Raw genomic sequence first — 17,500 nt, forward strand, 5'->3', positions numbered from 1 at the left:
GAGGGCGGGCTCCGCATCGGCTTCGACCGGATCGGGCCCCTGCTCCGCTCGGATCAGGCCGCCGCAACCGCGCCATGGCGAAGGCTCGGAAAGCCCGATCCATCCCTCGGGGTCATGTCGTGGGGGCGCGCCGAAGCGCGTTCTGAAAAACCATCCGATAACAAACAGATAGCCTGCGTCTCATCGTGAGACGCCTCCAAGGCGACGATCCGAGCCTGTCGGCGGAGGTCGTGTCAGTCGACGTGGAAGACCTCTTCGGCCATCGCCCACCACTCGCCCTCGGGGCAGCTGGCGAGCGGCTCCTGCAGCGGCATGTTGATCGACCACCATTTCTGGGTGGCTGGGTCGGCGGCCATCTTGGCGCTGTCGGCGGCGAAGTCCTGCCCATGGTACTCGAAATAGGCGAAGAGCAGGTTCTCCGGCTGGCGCAGGAAGATCGAGTAGTTGCGGATGTTGCAATCGGCGATCTTGGCCAGCACCTCGGGCCAGACGGCGGCGTGCAGCCTCCTGTATTCCGCGATCCCCTCGGGGCGGATGCCGAGGACGAGGCCCATGCGCTTCATCGGCGTATCTCCCTGGTGAATTCCTCCACGCTCCTGCCGCGGACGGCGTCCCAGTCCCAGTCGATGCCGATCCCGGGATCCTCCGGCGCATGGGCGTAGCCGTCCGCGATGGTCATGCGCCTGCCGGTCAGATCGTCGAGCTGCGGGATGTATTCGACATACTTCCCGTTCTGGACCGCGCAGACGAGGGAGACGTGGAGCTCCATCAGGAAATGCGGGCAGACGGGCATGTCGAAGGCCTCCGCCGCATGCGCCACCTTCAGCCAGGGCGTGATGCCGCCGATGCGGCCCACATCCACCTGGACGACCGAGCAGGCGCCCTTCTGCATGTATTCGCGGAAATGCCGGATCGAATAGAGCGATTCCCCCACCGCGATCGGGGTCGAACTGCGGGCGTTCAGCCGCATATGCCCGTCGATGTCGTCGGCGGCGAGCGGCTCCTCGATCCAGGCGAGGTCGATGTCGCGCAAGCGCTCGGCGCGGCGGATCGCCTCGTCGAGGCCGAAGCCCTGATTGGCGTCGGTCATGATCTCGTAGCCCTCGCCGACCGCCTTGCGCACGGCGGAGAGGCGCGCGAGATCCTCCGAGCCATGCGGGCGCCCGATCTTGACCTTGGAGCCGACGAAGCCCTTCGCCTTGGCCGCGACGGCATCCTCCACCAGCGCCTCCGTCTCGATGTGAAGCCAGCCGCCCTCGGTGGTGTAGAGCGGGCATTTCTCCCTCGCCCCGCCCGCGAGCTTCCAGAGCGGCAACCCCTGCCTGCGCGCGCGCAGATCCCAGAGCGCGGTGTCGATGGCGGCCAGCGCGATGGCGGTGATGGCGCCGATCGTGGTGGCATGGGTCACGAATTCGAGCTCGTGCCAGATCGCCTCGATCCGCTCGGCGTCCCGTCCGACGACCCTCGGGGCGAGATGGTCGACGAGGAGCCGCATGACCGAGGAGCCGCCGGTGCCGATGGTGTAGGAATAGCCCGTGCCGCTGGCGCCGTCGCTGTCGGTGATCGTGACGATGGGCGTCTCCTGGGAGACGAAGGACTGGATCGCGTCCGTGCGCTTCACCTTGGGCACGAGGTCCACCATCCGGAGCTCGATCCGCTCGATCGTCGCCATTCCGACTTCCTCAGTGTCCGGCCGGGCCCGACCGAGATCGAAGCCCGGGCGCCCCGGCCCCGCGCCGCCGGGCCCCGGCTGCATCGCGCGGGCGATTCATATGCAAGCAGCACATTCATTCATCAGTCAAGGCGCCCCGTTTCAGGCTTCCCGCCGCCGAAATCCATGCGTATACGCGTGGCAGCGTTCACTGGAGAATCCCCTGGTCAGAAACGAGAATGCCGACCGCTACCGGGCCCCGGCGCTCGACAAGGGGCTCGACATCCTGGAGCTTCTCTCCGGGGTCGATATCGGGCTGACGCAGGCCGAGATCGCCAAGCGCCTGGACCGCAGCCCCAACGAATTCTACCGGATGCTCGACCGGTTGGTGCGGCGCGGCTATGTCACCCGGGTCGACGGAGACCGCTATGCGCTGACCCTGAAGCTCTTCGGCCTCGCGCAGCTGCATGCGCCGGTCCGGCGGCTGGTGAGCTTCGCGACGCCGCTGATGCGCGACCTGGCGGAGACGACGCTGCAGGCCAACCAGCTCGCGGTCTTCGACCGTGGGGCGGCGGTGGTGATCGCGCAGCAGGAGGCGCCGGGATACTGGGGGATCTCGATCCGGGTCGGCTCGCATGTCAGCCTGTTCGACACCGGATCGGGCCATGTGCTGCTGGCCTTCCGCTCGGCGGAGGAACGCCAGATGATGCTCCGGGAGAATGCCGGGCACGGCGGGATCCGCGACCTTGGGCCGGAGTTCACGGCCCGGCTCGACCAGGTCCGCGACCGCGGCTACGAGATGATGGCCAGTCTGCAGACGGCCGGGGTCTTCAACCTCTCGGCGCCGGTGCTCGCGCCGGACGCGCGGGCGCTCGCGGCGCTCACGGTGCCCTATGTGACGCTGGTCAACACTCCGCAGGCACCCGACATCACCCGGACGGTGGACCTGATGCGGGCGACGGCCGAGACGCTGTCCCGGCTGGCCGGATCCGGTGCAAGGCAGGGCGGGGAGGCGGAATGATCCTCGACACCCATCTGCACATCGTCGACCGGAGGCGCCTGCGCTATCCCTGGCTCGCGGGCGTGCCGGCGCTGGACCGGGATTTTCCCTACGAGGATTATGCGCGGGAGGCGCAGCGGGGCGGCATCTCGGCCACGCTCCACATGGAGGTGGACGTGGATCCGGCACAGATCGAGGCGGAGACGCGCTACGTTGAGGCCAAGGCGGCGGCGGGCGGTCTCCTGCGGGGATGCATCGCCTCGTGCCGGCCCGAGGAGGAGGGCTTCGCGGCCGCCCTGGAACGGGCGCTCGAGGATCCCTTCGTGAAGGGCTTCCGCCGGGTGCTGCATGTGATGCCGGATGCGCTGTCGGAAGGCGCACGCTTCCGGGAGAACGTCGGGCGGCTGGCCGGGACGGGGCGGAGCTTCGATCTCTGCGTGCTGCCGCGGCAGATGCCGCAGGCGATGGCGCTGGTCGATGCCGCGCCGGGGGTGCGCTTCGTGCTGGACCATTGCGGCGTGCCGGATATCGCCGGCGGCAACTTTTCGGGCTGGCGGGACGGGATCACCGCGATGGCGCGGCGGCCGAACGTGATGGCGAAGATCTCCGGGGTCGTGGCCTATGCCGGGCCGGAATGGGAGGTGGAGACGCTGCGGCCCTGGGTCGAGCATACCATCGACGCCTTCGGCTGGGACCGGGTGGTCTGGGGGAGCGACTGGCCGGTCTGCACCCTGGGCGGCGGGCTCACGGCCTGGATCGCCGCGACCCGGGCGCTGGTCGCGGGTGCGAGCGAAGCAGAGCGCGAGCAGCTCTTCTCGGCCAATGCGCGGGCGCTCTGGGGCCTCTGATCCGCCATCCGGCGGAGTCGATCGGACCGGGGGGGCCTGCCCGAACCGGCAAATGCGAGGCATTGCCTCACGCCGGTCCGACGGCCGAAACGGGCAGGCGGAGGTCGAGCGGCAATGCGCGCGTGCACGGCCGGTGACGCCTTCGGCGCGGGGGTTTTGCATTCCTCCGATCCCCGCGCTATCACCCGCGAAAGCCAGCCGGAGCGGCCCATGATCCTCTATCCCGCCATCGACCTGAAGGACGGAAAATGCGTCCGCCTCCTGCGCGGCGACATGACGCAGGCTACCGTCTTCGGGGAGGATCCGGCCGCCCAGGCCCGCGCCTTCGCCGCCGCGGGGTGCCGCTGGCTGCATCTCGTCGACCTCGACGGCGCCTTCGCCGGCCGTCCCGTGAATGCCGAGGCGGTCGCGGCGATCCTCGGCGCCGTCGAAATCCCCGTGCAGCTCGGCGGCGGCATCCGCGACCGGCAAACCATCGAAGACTGGCTGGAAAGAGGCGTCGCCCGCGTCATCCTCGGGACCGCAGCCCTGCGCGACCCGGAGCTCCTGCGCAGCGCCGCCCGGGCCCATCCCGGCCGGATCGCACTCGGCATCGACGCCCGCGGCGGCCGCGTCGCCGTGGAGGGCTGGGCCGAGACCACCGCCACCACCGCGGTCGACCTCGCCCGCCGCTTCGAGGACGCGGGCCTCGCCGCCCTCGTCTATACCGACATCGAGCGCGACGGCGCGATGCAGGGTCCGAACGTCGCCGCCACCGCCGCCCTCGCCGCGGCCGTCGCCATCCCGGTCATCGCCAGCGGCGGGGTCTCCTCGCTCGCGGACCTCGAAGCCCTGCGCGACATCCCCACCCCCCTCGACGGCGCCATCACCGGCCGCGCCCTCTATGAGGGACGGATCGACCTGGCCTCGGCTGTCGCCAGCCTCGCAGCCTGAGGAAAACCGCCATGGAACAGGAGCTTGCCGGCCGATGCTGACCGTCCGCGTGATCCCCTGCCTCGACGTCAAGGACGGCCGCGTTGTCAAGGGCGTCAATTTCGAGGGCCTCGTGGACGCCGGCGATCCGGTCGAGGCGGCGCGGGCCTACGATGCCGCGGGCGCGGACGAGCTCTGCTTCCTCGACATCTCCGCCAGCCGCGAGAAGCGCGGAACGCTGCTCGATCTGGTGTCGCGCACGGCGGAGCAATGCTTCATGCCCCTGACCGTGGGCGGCGGCGTCCGCACGGCCGAGGATGTGCGCGCGCTCCTGCTCGCGGGCGCCGACAAGGTCAGCTTCAACACCGCGGCCGTGGCCGACCCCGACTGCGTCTCGAAGGCCGCGGACAAGTTCGGCAATCAATGCATCGTCGTGGCGATCGACGCCAAGACCGTCGCGCCGGGGCGCTGGGAGATCTTCACCCATGGCGGCACCCGCCCCACCGGCATCGATGCCGTCGTCTTCGCGAAGGCGATGGCGGCGCGGGGCGCCGGCGAGATCCTGCTGACCTCGATGGACCGCGACGGAACGCGCGCCGGCTACAACCTGCCCCTGACCCGCGCCATCGCCGAGGCGGTGCCCGTCCCCGTGATCGCCTCGGGCGGCGTGGGCAGGCTCGACCACCTCGTCGAGGGCGTCACGGAGGGCCATGCATCGGCGGTCCTGGCCGCATCGATCTTCCACTTCGGAACCCATTCGATCCAGGAGGCCAAGGCCAGGATGGCGGCGGCCGGCATTCCGGTGAGGACCGCATGACCGACACGCTCGCCCGCCTCTTCGCGACCATCGAATCCCGCGCCGGCGCCGATCCGGCGATGTCACATACGGCGGCGCTGCTCGGCCGGGGCCCGGCCCGATGTGCGGAGAAGTTCGGCGAGGAGGCGATCGAGGCGATCGTGGCGGCCGCCGGCGCCGACAGGGGCGCGCTGGTCCACGAGGCCGCGGACACGCTCTATCACCTGCAGGTCATGCTCGTCGCCAGCGGCGTCGCCTGGGCCGAAGTCCTCGCCGAACTCGAGCGCCGCGAGGGCCGGTCGGGCATCGCCGAAAAATCCGCGCGCCTGCCCGGCGGCTGACGCGGTGCCACTTCGCCGGTCATCTGCATTGCACGGGCCGCGGCGGTCGAATATAGACCGTTCGGGGCACCCGTGGCTCGGCTGGACAGGGCTGTCGGCCTCCGAAGGCGGTTGTCAAGGGCATGGCGATTCTAGAGGAGACCGAAAGCGGCCGTAGGAACAAAGGTTTGCGAGGCCCTCGTTCTGATCTTTCAACTCGCGGAGAGTTCACGTAAGCAGTTGCGACACGGCAAGCACCCATAGCTCAGCTGGATAGAGCGCTACCCTCCGAAGGTAGAGGTCTCAGGTTCGAATCCTGATGGGTGCGCCATTTGCAACCAGAACCTGGCACTCCTGCCGGAACCGCCCAGCCACCCATCACCAGTCGCTCCAGAACAGCCCGCCTTCCGTGGATACGGATGTTCGTGTCGTTCACCTCGACGCCATCGATCGGCAATACCGCCGTGCATTTCGAAGCGCAGGGCGCCGCGCAAGCGACTGCCGCCAACCGGCACGATGCGGACGCGCCGCCGTCGCGACCCTCTCGCTCGCCGCCGGATAGGCGATGCTCGGCCATCCGACCTCGCTCCTGAAACCCATGCTCGAACGGCGCCATGCGGCGCTTCCGGCAGCCAGACCACGTCTTCGGGACAGGACCCGCCCCTGAACATCCAGTTCGAGGAACTGGCCAAGCCGGGCCGCGACCAACTCGAGCAGCGGGACGTCACCTTGGCTGTCCACCGGCCCCGATGTTCGACGGTGCGACCGAGACGGTCTTGACGACTGCGTGCATCTCCACGCCCTCCGCGAGACCGAGCGCATCGGCCGAGCGCCGCGTAATGTGCGCCAGCACGCGCCCCGCCGCCGTATTGAGCGCGACGATGGCGCCCGGTCCGTCGCTGGGACGAACCTCGCGGACTATCCCAGGCAGAATGTTGAGCGCCGACAAGCCCTCGGGCCGGGTGCGCGACAGGATGACGTCATGGGCGGCGATCCGGACGCGCAGGGTGCTGCCGGTCGCCTGCGCCACGCGCGGCAGGAACAGGGGAAGGCCGCCTGCCTCGAGTTCGGTCAACCCGTCGTCGTGGTGATGCGCAACGCGCACCGTCAGCACGGCGCCCACCGCGCGCACTCCGGCGGGCAGGACCGAAGGGTCGCCAAGCACCTCGGCCGCCGGCCCCTGCGCCACGACGCGGCCGCCGTCCAGCGCCACCACGGTGGTGGCGAGCCGCGCGACCTCGGATGCGGAATGGCTGACATAGAGCATCGGCACGCTCACCTCGTCGCGCAGCCGCTCGAAATAGGGCAGAATCTCGGCCTTTCGCGCTTCGTCAAGCGAGGCCAGCGGCTCGTCGGCGAGGACCAGGCGCGGGGCGGACAGGAGCGCGCGGCCGATGGCCACCCTCTGCTTCTCGCCACCCGAGAGCACGCCGGGGCGGCGGCCGAGCAGATGGCCGATCCCTAGAAGCTCCGCGATGCGGCCCATGTCCTCGCGTGCGGCGCCCTTCGGAGCCATCCATGCACCATAGGCAAGGTTCTGACGGACGGTCAGATGCGGAAAGAGCCGCCCCTCCTGGAAGATGTAGCCGATCCGGCGGTGGTGCGGCTTGACCCGGACGCCCCGTGCCGTGTCGAGCAAGGTCCAGTCGCCGGAGGCGATGAGCCCTTGATCCGGCATCAGGAGCCCTGCCACGGCGTTGACGATGGTCGTCTTGCCCGACCCGGAGCGGCCGAACAGCACCGTCACGCCCGGTGGAGCGCGAAACTCTGCGTCGAGCGTGAAGCTCGCGAAGGCATGACGGATGGCGACGTGCAGCATCACGCGCCCCCGACCCGCGCGGCCACGCGGCGTCCGATCAGTTCGGAAAGGAAGAGGGCGCCCATCGCCACGACGATCGAGACTATCACGAGCTTCATCGCCGAGCTCTCGCCCCCCGGCGCCTGCAGGAAGGCGTAGATCGCGGATGGGATTGTGCGGGTCTGGCCGGGAATATTCGACACGAAGGTGATGGTCGCGCCGAATTCGCCGATCGCCTTGGCGAAGGCGAGGATGACACCCGCGACGATGCCGGGCAGGGTCATCGGGAGCGTAACGGTCAGGAACACCCAGACCGGCGAGGCGCCGAGGGTTGCCGAGGCCTGCTCCAGCCTGGGGTCGACCGCCTCGATCGACAGCCGGATCGCGCGAACCATCAGCGGGAAGGCCATCACCGCGGCCGCCACTGCGGCTCCGGTCCAGCGGAACGCGAAGACGATGCCCCAATCGGCCAGGATGCTGCCGACGGGGCCGCGCGTACCCAGCGTCAGAAGAAGGAGATAGCCTGTCACTACCGGCGGCAGGACCAGCGGCAGGTGGACGAATCCGTTCAGGAGCTGCTTGCCCGGGAAGGACCAGCGCGCCAAGGCATAGGCCACGAGAATCCCCAGCGGCAGGCTGACGAGCGTCGCCCAGATGGAAACCTGGAGGGAGAGCGTGACGGCCCTCCACTCCTCGGGGCCGAGCCAGTCCGTCATCGGCTATTGTTCGAGGACCATGAAACCCTGCCGCTCGAAGGCCGCGCGCGCCTCGGGGCCGCGCAGGTATTCGAGGAACGCCGCCTCGGCCGGGAAGTCGCGGCTCGCCAGATCCGCCGCCGGGTAGACGATGGGCGGGTGCGTCTCCGCGGGAAAGGTGCCCACCACGGTGACGTTGTCCTCCGCCGCGGCATCGGTTGCGTAGACGATGCCGTAGGGAGCCTCGCCTGTGGCAACGAAGGCCAGGGCGGCGCGCACGTTGTCGGCCTGTGCCACCTGCGCTTCGACGCTCTCCCAAAGCCCCAGGCTCTCCAGCGCGGCCTTCCCGTAGACGCCGGCCGGCACGGAATCGACCAGCGCCATGGCAAGCCGGCCGTCTCCGAGCAGGCCTGCCAGATCCGTGTTGGGCCCGATCTCGATCGGCCCGGCCTCCGTGCCGAAGGCGATGAGAACGATGCTGTTGCCGAGAAGGTCGAACCGCGTCCCTTCCTCGACCAGGCCGTCGGCCTCGACCGTGTCCATCCAGTCGGTACTGGCCGAAATGAAGATGTCGGCGGGCGCGCCCTGCTGGATCTGGCGTGCAAGAGCCGAGGAGCCCGCAAGGGAGATCACGAGATCATGCTCTGTCGCTGCCTCGAAGTCCGCCTCGATCTCGGCCAGCGCATTGGTCATGCTGGCGGCTGCAAAGACGGTGATGTCATCGGCCGCGGCAACCACGGGGGCGGATACAGCAATGGTCAATGCGCACGCCGCTGCCCGCAGGGAGGGACAGGTGTAGCCTGGCTCGAACACGGACGATACTCCCTGATGCTGATATGTTTGGCGGAACATATCGCAATGCGCCATTCGCATGGTCAAGCGCTATTTTCCCTCGGGAATATCCCTCAACAGCGCCCGCAATGCCGCGAGGTGCTCGGCGCCGCCCGCTGCTGCCTCCGCCTCGAAGGCGCGATACTGCGCCAGGACCTCGCGCCCGAGTTCGGTCAGCACCGCGCCGCCGCCTCCCGGACCGCCGCGCGTGCTGTCGACCAACGGGGCGCGGAACATGGCGTTCAGGGTTCCGATCAGCTCCCACGCCCGTTTGTAGCTCATGCCCATCTCGCGACCCGCCGCAGCGATCGATCCGCACCTGTCGATCCCATCGAGCAGATCCGCCTTTCCCGGACCGATCGTCTCGTGGTCTCCGAAGACGATCCGGATGCGCAGACGGGGCTCGGAGGGGCGTTGTGGTTCCAGCTGCATATCGCATGATGTGACGGAAACGGCGCTTGCTATCAAGCATGGCAAGAAGAATGCACGGCTTTCGATCAACGGCACGACCGTGCCGCTCCCTCGGGCGGCAGAATCGGTGAATCCGCCGCCGGAGAAAAGGTCGGAAGCCGACGGAGTTGGGATTGCAGAAGGGCGTTGTTGCACGGAAGCGACTGAAATGAGGGGATTCCTCTGTTGCGAGGAAAGTGGTTCACGCTTGGGATGACCCCGCGCATCCGCAAGCTCCCTGCCCCGAAGCCGAGGCCCCGCTACCGGCTCACGAACGGGCGCGGCCACACCCTCGGCCTGGCGTTGCGCATCGAGGTGCACTCGGCCGGCGTGCAGGATCGCGACGGGGCGGCGCCGGTTCCTGGTCGCATCAGCCGGCGCTTCCCCTTCATCGAGCGCTTTCTTGCGGACGCCGGCTGCCAGGGCCCGCGCGTCGCCGCTGCTGCGCCGCGCCCCGTCGCGATCATCGAGCGCACCGAAACCGGCTTCGTCGTCCAGCGCACCGCCGCCAGCCTGCACAGGAAGGGGTTTCCGGCTGGAAACCGATCCACCGGAGCGATTTCCGGTCAGCCGGCAATCCCCGCCGTGTCGGGCGAACCAAGGGCGGCCTGAGCTCGAAGCTGCGCGTGGTCTGCGACGGCGGGGGCAAGCCGCCGATCCCGCTGCTCAGCGAGGGCCAGGCCAGCGACCATCGCGGCGCGGCGACCATGCTGCCGGACGTCGAGGTGCTGATCGCCGACAAGGGCACCGACAGCGACCGGTTCCGCAAGGCCCCGACCGGCCTCGAGATCGCGCCCTGCATCCCCGGCCGCTCATCCCGAATTCGACGCCTTCGATCCGTCGCGCCTCCCCCGGCGCGACCGGCTTGCCGCCTGAGTGCCGCCGTGTTGCGGCGGCCGCCTAGTTGGTGATGACGTCTTCCCAGATCTTGTTGTTCGGGACGATCACCGTCCGGTTCTCGGGCGTGGTCAGGTAGGTCGAAAAGAGGCTCACCCGCTCCACCTTGCCCGAGGTGCCTGCCGCCTCGATCTCGTCGCCGGCGTCGAACGGTCGCAGGAACAGGATCAGCATGCCGCTCGCGAAGTTGCTGATGGTGTTCTGCAGCGCGAAGGCGAGGATGAAGCCCGCGGCGCCGAGACCGGCGAGGATCGGCGTCATGTTGGTGCCGATCCACGACAGCCCGACGAGGAAACCCACCAGGGCGCCGACCCGCTCGATCCAGCGCCGGAGGAAGCTGCGCATCAGCTTCGAGCTGAGTTCGGTGCGGCGCAGCGCGAGGTTCACCACAAGGCTCACCACCCAGCCGATGGCGAAGCCGATCGCTGTCGCGAGAACGACGATGCCGAGGTTCCGGGCGAGCCGCCGCCCGCCGTCCTCGGCCACCGCCCACTCCTGGATCGTCAGGAGCGCCGTGCGCCAGTTGCGCGTGTCGACGGTGACGCCGCCGACGTCGGCGATGTAGGCGCGATACTCCTCGGTCTCGGTCGGGTCGCCGCCCTTGGCCTCGAAGGCGTCCATGACCAGCCGGAAGCGGTCCGAGATGGCGGTCCGTGTCTCCCTGATCTCGGAGATCCGCTCGACCAGCGCCTCCTGCTCAGGAGTCATCTCGGCCTCGGCCGCGGCCGCGTCGCCCTCGGGTTCGGTGGCGGCCTCGCCTTCGGTCTCGCCCCCCGCGGCGGCCTCGGCCGCCTCCGCCTGCGCGCTGTTGAGCTCGAAGAGCTCGAGCTCGGCAAACGAGAGCTCGGCCACCGCCTCGCGCAGAAGGCCGCTCCACGACGACATCTCGAGCCGGAGCTCTTCGAGCGTCAGCGGCTCGAGCAGAAAGTCGAGCGCGCCGGGGTCGATCTCGGGATCGCCCGTGGTGATCGCCTCGGGCTCCTCGCCGCCGGCCGCCAGAAGCTCTTCGAGCGCGGCGCGCACGTCATCGGTCGAGACCGGCGGCGGGGGCGGCGGATCGCCACCCCCCGGAGCCAGCTGCGCCGCCACCTGAGCCGGGGCGCTTCCGAGAAGCACGAGGAGCAGAATGAGGCGAGCAAGCGTCGACATGACGTCACCTTCCGTTGCTGCGTTCCGCTGGTTGTTTGCACGCCCCCGCCAGGAGACGCAACCCGGTCAGCGTCGTCCGGCAAAGGGTCAGGCGTGGGGTCGCGGTCCACAGCCGAGCGCCACGGCGACCGGCAGCCGCACAGCTCTGCCGCTCGTGGAACGATATCGGGAAGGAACCACAGGTAGTCAGGGCGACCGCTCAAGAGTGCCCAGAAACCTGGCGATCTTCGTTTCACGCGCGTCGTTGCTCAGGCCCTTCCCAATACCGTAGCGTCAAGAGCAGGCGTTCCATCACCTCGACCAGACCGGCAATCCGAGTCTTCCTGCCGGATGTCCGGCCAGTCGGCATGCCTGTCGATCACAATGGCTGCGCTGGACGAGCGAGGTCGGGCCGGCGATGAGCCGCGGCACATGTCCGCGGCGCGCAGGTCGCGGCCCATAGGTGGCTTCGTCATCGAATACCGCACCGAATAAGACCCAGCATCGCCTCGAACAACGGCACGTCCCCCTGTCCGAGGCGATGAATTCGGCAAGTCACCTCCCCCTCCGAACCCTATCGGGCGTCGACACTCGGCACGAAGCCGCCATGGATCTGCCCGGCTCGGCCAAGCGGCATCATCCGTTTCCCTCAGGCGGCGTCGACCGCCGCCTCGAGTGCCGCGATGTCGATCTTGCGCATGGTCATCATCGCCTCGAAGGCGCGCTTCGCCGCGCCGCGATCGGAACCCGTCGTCAGCTCTATCAGACGCCGCGGCGTGATCTGCCAGCAGAAGCCCCAGCGATCCTTGCACCAGCCACAGGCGCTCTCGGCGCCGCCGCTGCCGACGATCGCGTTCCAGTAGCGATCGGTTTCCTCCTGGCTTTCGGTCAGGACCATGAAGCTGACGGCCTCGTCCGGCGTGAAGGTCGGGCCGCCGTTCAGGCCGATGAAGCTGCGCCCGAGGACGGTGAACTCGACCGTGAGTTCGTCGTCCTTCTGGCCTCCGGGAAAGTCGCTCGCGGCCGCGCTGGCACGGCCGACATGGCTGTCGGGAAAGGTCGCGGCGTAGAATTCCGCGGCCTTCCTTGCTTCGCCGTGGTCGAACCACAGGCAGGTGACGAGTTCGGTCATGGCGGTCTCCTTTCAGCTCTGGGCCTTGCTGCCTTCGAAGTTCAGCATCCAAGGCGTGCCGAACCGGTCGGTGAACATGGCGAAACGCTCCGCCCAGAAGGTTTCGTCGGGCGCCATCTCCACCGAAGTCGCGTCCTTTGCCAGCGCGCCGTGGATTCGGTCGAATTCGTCGCGCGACGTGGGGGCGATCGAAATGCGGAAACCCTCCGGTTTGCTGTACATCTCCGCGGGGCTGTCCGAAGCCATGACCGTCGCGTTCCCGAGGCGCATGCTCATGTTCATGACCAGGTCGTCGCCGCCGGGCATGCGGCTTTCCGGATCGGGCGCGTCGGCATTGCGAAAGACGCCGCCGATCTCGCCGCCGAGAACCTCGGCATAATGCGTCATCGCCTCGAGGCAATTGCCCTTGAAGAAGAGGTAGATTGTCGGTTCCATTTCTGAATTCTCCTCTGGTGGTGAGAGATGTCTTCGAAGGAACGGGTCACGGCGCCGCCGCCAGGAAGAAGGCCCGTTGCGCATCGAACGCCCGCCTGAAGGCCGGGCGCGCCTCGCCGCGCACGACATAGGCCGAAAGGTTCGGATGGCCATCGAGCAGGTCGGACCCGCCCAGCCGGCGCAGGACATCCACCATCATCAGATCGCCTGCGCTGAAGCCGCCGTCGAGCCAGTCGGCCTCCCCCAGACTGCGCGACAGGTCGGCCAGCCTTCCGCGGATGCGCTCCTCGACGGCGCGCAGGCGCTGCGCGAACCAGCTTTCGCCGTGCTCGAAGTAGATGACGGCCTCGCGCTCGACGATCGGCGGCTCGATCGTGCCGACGGCCGCGAACATCCACATGATCGCGCGCGCCTGGGCGTCGGCATCGTCGGGCAGGAGCCCGGTCCGGGTCCGGGCGATATGAAGCACGATCGCGCCGGTCTCGAACAGCGTCAACGCACCTTCCTCGAAGGTCGGGATCTGGCCGAAAGGTTGCAGCGTCAGGTGCGCGGGTTGCTTCATCGCGGCGAAGGAGACCGGACGGATATCGTAGCGCTGGCCGACCTCTTCGAGCGCCCAGCGCACCCGCATGTCGCGCGCGAGCCCCCTCCCCCCGTCGGGCGAACGTCTGAAGGCGGTGACGGTCGGGATCGGCCGCGCATTCATCGCGACACCTCCGGCACCCCGTTCGCCGCGAAAAGCATCTGGATGTAGCGCTTCAGGTGATCGACGCTGTCGCGTGCCACCGCACGGTCGCCGGTGGCCTTGGCGAGGATGAAGGCACCCTGCAGCACGGCCTGGGTGTGGGCGGCAAGGCTGGCGGGTGTCCAGTCCGCCCTGATCCCGCGCGCGGCCATGGCCGCCGCGATGTCCGGTTCCAGCGTCGCGGCGTGACCGAAGATGCTGGCCGCGCAGGCGTCGCGGATGGCCGGGTGCGACTCGTAGACCTCCTGCGCCATGGTGCCGACGAGACAGGTGAAGGCGGCGGGCTCGCCCTCGATGATGGACTTGCGGAACTCGACGTAGCCCATCAGCCGGTCGAAGGGATCGGCATGATCGTGATAAGACGCATTCGCGAAGAAGGCGGATGTCGTCTCGGCCCAGAAGGCGGCGGCGGCAACACCGAGGGCTTCCTTGTTCTCGAAATGATGGAAGAAGGCTCCCTTCGTCACACCGGCCACCCTGCACAGCTCGTCCACCGTGGTGGCGGAAAAACCTTGTGCCCGTATCACGTCGCGTGCGGCCGCCAGCAGCCTCGTGCGGGCGTCGCCGCGATCGGGATCAACCTTGGTTGGTCTGGGCATGGCGATACATACCAACTGGATGGTATGTATGTCAAGCAACTTGCTCGGAACCCGTCGACAAGATCTGCGCGACTATTCCAGTGGCCAGACTTCGACGACACCATGGGCAACGGCACAGGGGACCTGCGAGACATTCTCGATCGCTTCCGCCAGATCTGCGGCTTCGATCACCGCGAAGCCGGCGACCGGCAGGACCGAAATCATGAACGGGCCGTCGCGGATCTCGAGGCCGGCCGCATCGGGATTGCGCACCTGCACCGGCGCGCCGGCGATCCCGATCAGGGCGCCTTCGGCAATGAGCTTCGCGTCCTGCGCGTGGGCCGCGTCCCTGACGGGCTGCGGCGTGCGGTCGTAGCCGGCCCGGTCGCCGTAGCCGATGGCGATGAAACCGGGCATGGCGCGGCCTCCTTCCCCTATCTTGCGAGCCTGACATGCGTCGCGGCATCCGTCGCTTCGTGCCCGACGATGCGATAGCCGAGCGCCGGCAGATCGAGTCCCGCGAACATCGCCTCGCCGCGTCCGAGAACCACCGGCGAGGCCGCGAAATGCAACTCGTCGATGGCGCCGGCCTGAAGATATTGCCGCACCGTCGAGACACCGCCGCCGATCTTCACGTTCCTGTTCCCGGCCGCCGACCTGGCCTTTTCGAGCGCGGCCGCGATCCCGTCCGTGACGAAGTGAAAGACCGTGCCGCCCTCCATCACCACGGGGTCGCGCGGGTAATGGGTGAGCACGAAGGTCGGAGCGTGATAGGGTGGATTGTCGCCCCACCAGCCCTTCCACAAGTCGTCGGGCCAGTCACCGCGGACCGGGCCGAACATGTTTCGGCCCAGGATGAAGGCGCCGAAGCCGTCCATCGACCGGGTCGCATAGTCGTTGTCGACCCCCTCCGAGCCGCCGTCCTTGCCCAGCATCTTGCGGAACATCCGGGTGCCGAACATCCAGGTGTGCAGTGCCTCGCCGCGCTTCCCGAGCGGGTTCTCTTGGCTCTGGTCCGGCCCAGCGCCGTAGCCGTCGATCGAAAGCGAGAACCCCGAGACGATCACCCTGCTCACGGCCGCCCCCTTCGGTATGCATTCTGCAAGCTGTTGCCCTATAGCGAAACCGTACCTATTCTGCAAGCAGTTTACGGAGACCCGAATGCAGAAACCGATCCGGTCCGGCTGCCCGATCAACCTGACGCTCGAGACGCTCGGCGACCGCTGGAGCCTGATCGTCATCCGCGACATCATGTTCGGGAACCGGCGGCACTATCGCGACCTGCTCAACAATTCAGTGGAAGGCATCGCCTCGAACATCCTGGCCGACCGGCTGCGGAAGCTGGTGGATGCCGGCCTGCTCTCGACGAGCCCCGACCCTGCGCACAAGCAGAAGACGGTCTACAGCCTGACCGAGCCGGCGATCCAGCTGGTGCCGCTGCTCGCCGAGATGGGCGCCTGGGGCCGCCGCTTCACCCCGGCGACGCGGGAACTCTCGATCCGCGCCCGGCTTCTCGAAGAAGGCGGGCCGGCGATGTGGCAGGCGTTCATGGCGGAACTGCGCAGCCTGCACCTCGGCACGGAGCCGCCGCAGCGCTCCGTGATCAGGGAACTGACCGATGCCTACCTGATGGCAGTCGCAGGCGCGGGATAGCACCGACGGCCGATCACGATGCGATACATTGCTCCCTTCCCCTCGTTCCGGGCTTGGCCGGCGCTGCATCCGGACGGTGGCCGATGCTGGCCGCCCGACCGGCCGCTGCTTCGCCCTGTTCGACGTTGAGGTGCGACAGGAACTCCTCTACCACCGGTTCGAGCGGCCGGAGGAGAACGGGCGCGGGATCGCCGTCCCCGCCATGCATCGCGACAATTTCGAGGGAACCGAATGACCCGTTATCGTGGAATCTGGCCCGTCGCACCCACGCCGTTCCACGAGGACGGGGCGCTCGATCTCGACGGCATGAAGCGGGTGCTCGACTGCCTGATCGATCAGGGTGCGGACGGGATCTGCATCCTCGCCAATTTCTCCGAGCAGTTCCTGGTCTCCGACGAGGAGCGCGCGATCCTGACCCGGCTCTGCCTCGAGCACGTCTCGGGCCGGGTGCCGGTCATCGTCACCATCAGCCATTTCGCCACGCAGATCGCGGTCGACCGGGCGCGCTTCGCCAGGGATCTCGGCGCCGATGTCGTGATGATGATGCCGCCCTATCACGGCGCGCTGCTGAAGGGCACGCCGGAGCAGACCTGCGAGCAGTTCCGCGCCGTCGGCGAGGTCGGCATCCCGATCATGGTGCAGGACGCGCCGCTCTCGGGGGTCGAGCTTCCGGTTCCGCTGCTCGTGCGCATGGCGCGCGAGATCGAGGAAGTGCGGCTGTTCAAGATCGAATGCCCGCAGGCCGCGAACAAGCTCCGCGCGCTGATCGCCGAAGGCGGCGATGCCGTCGAGGGGCCGTTCGACGGCGAGGAGGGGATCACGCTTCTCGCCGATCTCGACGCCGGCGCGACCGGGTCGATGACGAGCGGCATGATCGTCGACCGCATCAAGCCGGTCATCGTAAAGCATCTCGCCGGGGACATCGCCGGGGCGACCGAGGCCTATGGCCGCGTCGCCATGGCCATCAACCACGAGAACCGTCAATGCGGCTGGCGGTCGTGCAAGGCGGCGATGGTCGAGGGCGGCGTGATCCGCTCCGAATTCTGCCGCCATCCCATCGCCCCCCTGCACCCCGCCATTCGCCAGCGGCTGATCGACCTGCTGGAGCCGATCGATCCGCTCGTCCTGCGCTGGGGCCGGTAGCACGGGATCCGGTCCGATCACCCAAATCCTTCCGAAGGTCAGGCTGGGCGACCCCCCCCGCCCGCGCGAGGCATGATCGCGGGCTTCCTGGCTGCAGGTCAGGCAGGCACCGGTGGCGCCGGCGGCCGGTGTTCGGCCGAGCGGTTGCGCCATGCAAGATCCGCCCGATCGATTCGGCCCGCGGTCATCGCGCCCGCTCCGGCGCATTGGCAGGGGGGCGTTTCACGATGAAACGCGACTTAAAATATTGTTATTGCAAGGTTTTTTCTGGCGCCGATGACGCGAGGCCAGTTGCACGACACAAAGGGGGCTGGTCGAGGGCGGGAGGATGGATTCCCGAAGATGACGCCCCTGCAAGGATCGTCCCATGTCCCGCCGGACCCTCGCCGCGCTCGCCATCGCCCGGGCCGGCCTCCCCGGAGCGCAGGCCGCACGGCGACTTCGCCGAGGGCGGGCTCCGCATCGGCTTCGACCGGATCGGGCCCCTG

Annotated in this window: 23 protein-coding genes and 1 tRNA gene; 11 read left to right on the forward strand and 13 right to left on the reverse strand. The window is 68.4% G+C overall.

Annotation, left to right across the window (positions count from 1 at the left end; all coding sequences use genetic code 11):
- A partial coding sequence (locus V7050_RS08620; protein ID WP_324367273.1) for a hypothetical protein occupies nt 1–189 on the forward strand: 189 nt, incomplete at its 5' end.
- A 44-nt stretch (nt 190–233) separates the two neighbouring features.
- Here V7050_RS08620 and V7050_RS08625 read toward each other — a convergent pair.
- Both V7050_RS08625 and V7050_RS08630 read right to left on the reverse strand, forming a co-directional pair.
- Nucleotides 234–563, reverse strand: coding sequence for an L-rhamnose mutarotase (locus V7050_RS08625; protein ID WP_324367271.1), 330 nt, complete (start codon nt 561–563; stop codon nt 234–236).
- Nucleotides 560–1,672, reverse strand: a complete 1,113-nt coding sequence (locus V7050_RS08630) for a mandelate racemase/muconate lactonizing enzyme family protein (RefSeq protein WP_324367269.1) — start codon at nt 1,670–1,672, stop codon at nt 560–562. The genes V7050_RS08625 and V7050_RS08630 overlap by 4 nt, the downstream gene beginning before the upstream one ends.
- Before the next feature lie 100 nt (nt 1,673–1,772).
- On the opposite strand from V7050_RS08630, the gene V7050_RS08635 reads away from it, so the two are divergent.
- From V7050_RS08635 to V7050_RS08660, 6 genes are all read left to right on the forward strand, one after another.
- Nucleotides 1,773–2,672 carry an IclR family transcriptional regulator gene (locus V7050_RS08635; RefSeq protein WP_324367267.1) on the forward strand — a complete coding sequence of 300 codons (900 nt, stop codon included), beginning with the start codon at nt 1,773–1,775 and terminating at the stop codon, nt 2,670–2,672.
- Entirely contained in the window at nt 2,669–3,499 is an 831-nt protein-coding gene (locus tag V7050_RS08640; protein ID WP_324367265.1) for an amidohydrolase family protein, read from the forward strand. The genes V7050_RS08635 and V7050_RS08640 overlap by 4 nt, the downstream gene beginning before the upstream one ends.
- Before the next feature lie 210 nt (nt 3,500–3,709).
- Nucleotides 3,710–4,432, forward strand: coding sequence for a 1-(5-phosphoribosyl)-5-[(5-phosphoribosylamino)methylideneamino]imidazole-4-carboxamide isomerase (gene hisA, locus V7050_RS08645; protein WP_324367263.1), 723 nt, complete (start codon nt 3,710–3,712; stop codon nt 4,430–4,432).
- Between the two features lie 34 nt (nt 4,433–4,466).
- Nucleotides 4,467–5,228, forward strand: a complete 762-nt coding sequence (gene hisF, locus V7050_RS08650; protein ID WP_324367261.1) for an imidazole glycerol phosphate synthase subunit HisF — start codon at nt 4,467–4,469, stop codon at nt 5,226–5,228.
- Nucleotides 5,225–5,548: a phosphoribosyl-ATP diphosphatase gene (locus tag V7050_RS08655; protein WP_324367259.1), complete on the forward strand. Its 324-nt coding sequence runs from the start codon at nt 5,225–5,227 to the stop codon at nt 5,546–5,548. The genes hisF and V7050_RS08655 overlap by 4 nt, the downstream gene beginning before the upstream one ends.
- Before the next feature lie 233 nt (nt 5,549–5,781).
- Nucleotides 5,782–5,858, forward strand: a tRNA-Arg gene (locus V7050_RS08660).
- Nucleotides 5,859–6,251: 393 nt separating this feature from the next.
- Here the strand turns inward: V7050_RS08660 and modC are convergent.
- Genes modC through V7050_RS08680 form a run of 4 tightly spaced genes read right to left on the reverse strand, consistent with a single transcriptional unit; the run spans nt 6,252 to nt 9,283 of the window.
- On the reverse strand, nt 6,252–7,346 hold the full coding sequence (gene modC, locus V7050_RS08665) for a molybdenum ABC transporter ATP-binding protein (protein ID WP_324367257.1): 1,095 nt from the start codon (nt 7,344–7,346) through the stop codon (nt 6,252–6,254).
- Nucleotides 7,346–8,041 (reverse strand): molybdate ABC transporter permease subunit, encoded by a 696-nt coding sequence (gene modB, locus V7050_RS08670; protein WP_324367255.1) that lies wholly within the window; start codon nt 8,039–8,041, stop codon nt 7,346–7,348. The genes modC and modB overlap by 1 nt, the downstream gene beginning before the upstream one ends.
- 3 nt (nt 8,042–8,044) lie before the next feature.
- On the reverse strand, nt 8,045–8,899 hold the full coding sequence (gene modA / locus V7050_RS08675; protein WP_324367254.1) for a molybdate ABC transporter substrate-binding protein: 855 nt from the start codon (nt 8,897–8,899) through the stop codon (nt 8,045–8,047).
- 3 nt (nt 8,900–8,902) lie between these two features.
- The gene (locus tag V7050_RS08680) at nt 8,903–9,283 is read right to left on the reverse strand and encodes a winged helix-turn-helix domain-containing protein (protein WP_324367275.1); all 381 of its coding nucleotides are present in this window, start codon (nt 9,281–9,283) and stop codon (nt 8,903–8,905) included.
- 231 nt (nt 9,284–9,514) lie between these two features.
- Here V7050_RS08680 and V7050_RS21025 point away from each other — a divergent pair, with 231 nt between their 5' ends.
- Together V7050_RS21025 and V7050_RS08690 are read left to right on the forward strand one after the other, a co-directional pair.
- Entirely contained in the window at nt 9,515–9,913 is a 399-nt protein-coding gene (locus V7050_RS21025; RefSeq protein ID WP_442885616.1) for a hypothetical protein, read from the forward strand.
- Between the two features lie 14 nt (nt 9,914–9,927).
- Nucleotides 9,928–10,212 carry a hypothetical protein gene (locus tag V7050_RS08690; protein ID WP_324367251.1) on the forward strand — a complete coding sequence of 95 codons (285 nt, stop codon included), beginning with the start codon at nt 9,928–9,930 and terminating at the stop codon, nt 10,210–10,212.
- Here V7050_RS08690 and V7050_RS08695 read toward each other — a convergent pair.
- The 7 genes from V7050_RS08695 to V7050_RS08725 all read right to left on the reverse strand — a co-directional run bounded on the left by V7050_RS08695 (nt 10,202) and on the right by V7050_RS08725 (nt 15,292).
- Nucleotides 10,202–11,347 carry a mechanosensitive ion channel family protein gene (locus tag V7050_RS08695; RefSeq protein WP_324367250.1) on the reverse strand — a complete coding sequence of 382 codons (1,146 nt, stop codon included), beginning with the start codon at nt 11,345–11,347 and terminating at the stop codon, nt 10,202–10,204. The two genes, V7050_RS08690 and V7050_RS08695, sit on opposite strands and share 11 nt — an antisense overlap.
- A 628-nt stretch (nt 11,348–11,975) precedes the next feature.
- The gene (locus tag V7050_RS08700; protein WP_324367248.1) at nt 11,976–12,458 is read right to left on the reverse strand and encodes a VOC family protein; all 483 of its coding nucleotides are present in this window, start codon (nt 12,456–12,458) and stop codon (nt 11,976–11,978) included.
- A gap of 12 nt (nt 12,459–12,470) precedes the next feature.
- Nucleotides 12,471–12,893, reverse strand: a complete 423-nt coding sequence (locus V7050_RS08705; protein ID WP_324367246.1) for a VOC family protein — start codon at nt 12,891–12,893, stop codon at nt 12,471–12,473.
- A gap of 46 nt (nt 12,894–12,939) precedes the next feature.
- On the reverse strand, nt 12,940–13,599 hold the full coding sequence (locus tag V7050_RS08710; protein WP_324367244.1) for a glutathione S-transferase family protein: 660 nt from the start codon (nt 13,597–13,599) through the stop codon (nt 12,940–12,942).
- Nucleotides 13,596–14,237, reverse strand: a complete 642-nt coding sequence (locus V7050_RS08715) for a TetR/AcrR family transcriptional regulator (RefSeq protein WP_324367242.1) — start codon at nt 14,235–14,237, stop codon at nt 13,596–13,598. Before V7050_RS08715 ends, V7050_RS08710 begins: the two co-directional genes overlap by 4 nt.
- Nucleotides 14,238–14,309: 72 nt before the next feature.
- Nucleotides 14,310–14,633 carry a hypothetical protein gene (locus V7050_RS08720; RefSeq protein ID WP_324367240.1) on the reverse strand — a complete coding sequence of 108 codons (324 nt, stop codon included), beginning with the start codon at nt 14,631–14,633 and terminating at the stop codon, nt 14,310–14,312.
- A 17-nt stretch (nt 14,634–14,650) separates the two neighbouring features.
- Nucleotides 14,651–15,292, reverse strand: a complete 642-nt coding sequence (locus tag V7050_RS08725) for a dihydrofolate reductase family protein (RefSeq protein ID WP_324367237.1) — start codon at nt 15,290–15,292, stop codon at nt 14,651–14,653.
- 85 nt (nt 15,293–15,377) lie between these two features.
- On the opposite strand from V7050_RS08725, the gene V7050_RS08730 reads away from it, so the two are divergent.
- Together V7050_RS08730 and V7050_RS08735 are read left to right on the forward strand one after the other, a co-directional pair.
- Entirely contained in the window at nt 15,378–15,869 is a 492-nt protein-coding gene (locus tag V7050_RS08730) for a winged helix-turn-helix transcriptional regulator (protein WP_324367235.1), read from the forward strand.
- A gap of 231 nt (nt 15,870–16,100) precedes the next feature.
- Complete coding sequence (locus V7050_RS08735; protein ID WP_324367233.1) at nt 16,101–17,012, forward strand: dihydrodipicolinate synthase family protein; 912 nt, start codon at nt 16,101–16,103, stop codon at nt 17,010–17,012.
- Nucleotides 17,013–17,500: the final 488 nt, after the last annotated feature.

The sequence above is a fragment of the Amaricoccus sp. genome (assembly GCF_036846665.1).
Classification (GTDB): Bacteria; Pseudomonadota; Alphaproteobacteria; order Rhodobacterales; family Rhodobacteraceae; genus Amaricoccus.

Coding starts and splice junctions, on each gene's coding strand:
- V7050_RS08705 (WP_324367246.1), bottom strand. CDS start 12,893: ATGGAACCGACAATCTACCTCTTCTTCAAGGGCAATTGCCTCGAGGCG.
- modC (WP_324367257.1), bottom strand. CDS start 7,346: ATGCTGCACGTCGCCATCCGTCATGCCTTCGCGAGCTTCACGCTCGAC.
- V7050_RS08720 (WP_324367240.1), bottom strand. CDS start 14,633: ATGCCCGGTTTCATCGCCATCGGCTACGGCGACCGGGCCGGCTACGAC.
- modB (WP_324367255.1), bottom strand. CDS start 8,041: ATGACGGACTGGCTCGGCCCCGAGGAGTGGAGGGCCGTCACGCTCTCC.
- V7050_RS08630 (WP_324367269.1), bottom strand. CDS start 1,672: ATGGCGACGATCGAGCGGATCGAGCTCCGGATGGTGGACCTCGTGCCC.
- V7050_RS21025 (WP_442885616.1), top strand. CDS start 9,515: ATGACCCCGCGCATCCGCAAGCTCCCTGCCCCGAAGCCGAGGCCCCGC.
- V7050_RS08695 (WP_324367250.1), bottom strand. CDS start 11,347: ATGTCGACGCTTGCTCGCCTCATTCTGCTCCTCGTGCTTCTCGGAAGC.
- V7050_RS08710 (WP_324367244.1), bottom strand. CDS start 13,599: ATGAATGCGCGGCCGATCCCGACCGTCACCGCCTTCAGACGTTCGCCC.
- hisF (WP_324367261.1), top strand. CDS start 4,467: ATGCTGACCGTCCGCGTGATCCCCTGCCTCGACGTCAAGGACGGCCGC.
- hisA (WP_324367263.1), top strand. CDS start 3,710: ATGATCCTCTATCCCGCCATCGACCTGAAGGACGGAAAATGCGTCCGC.
- V7050_RS08625 (WP_324367271.1), bottom strand. CDS start 563: ATGAAGCGCATGGGCCTCGTCCTCGGCATCCGCCCCGAGGGGATCGCG.
- V7050_RS08640 (WP_324367265.1), top strand. CDS start 2,669: ATGATCCTCGACACCCATCTGCACATCGTCGACCGGAGGCGCCTGCGC.
- V7050_RS08715 (WP_324367242.1), bottom strand. CDS start 14,237: ATGCCCAGACCAACCAAGGTTGATCCCGATCGCGGCGACGCCCGCACG.
- V7050_RS08730 (WP_324367235.1), top strand. CDS start 15,378: ATGCAGAAACCGATCCGGTCCGGCTGCCCGATCAACCTGACGCTCGAG.
- V7050_RS08680 (WP_324367275.1), bottom strand. CDS start 9,283: ATGCAGCTGGAACCACAACGCCCCTCCGAGCCCCGTCTGCGCATCCGG.
- V7050_RS08700 (WP_324367248.1), bottom strand. CDS start 12,458: ATGACCGAACTCGTCACCTGCCTGTGGTTCGACCACGGCGAAGCAAGG.
- V7050_RS08635 (WP_324367267.1), top strand. CDS start 1,773: ATGCAAGCAGCACATTCATTCATCAGTCAAGGCGCCCCGTTTCAGGCT.
- V7050_RS08655 (WP_324367259.1), top strand. CDS start 5,225: ATGACCGACACGCTCGCCCGCCTCTTCGCGACCATCGAATCCCGCGCC.
- V7050_RS08735 (WP_324367233.1), top strand. CDS start 16,101: ATGACCCGTTATCGTGGAATCTGGCCCGTCGCACCCACGCCGTTCCAC.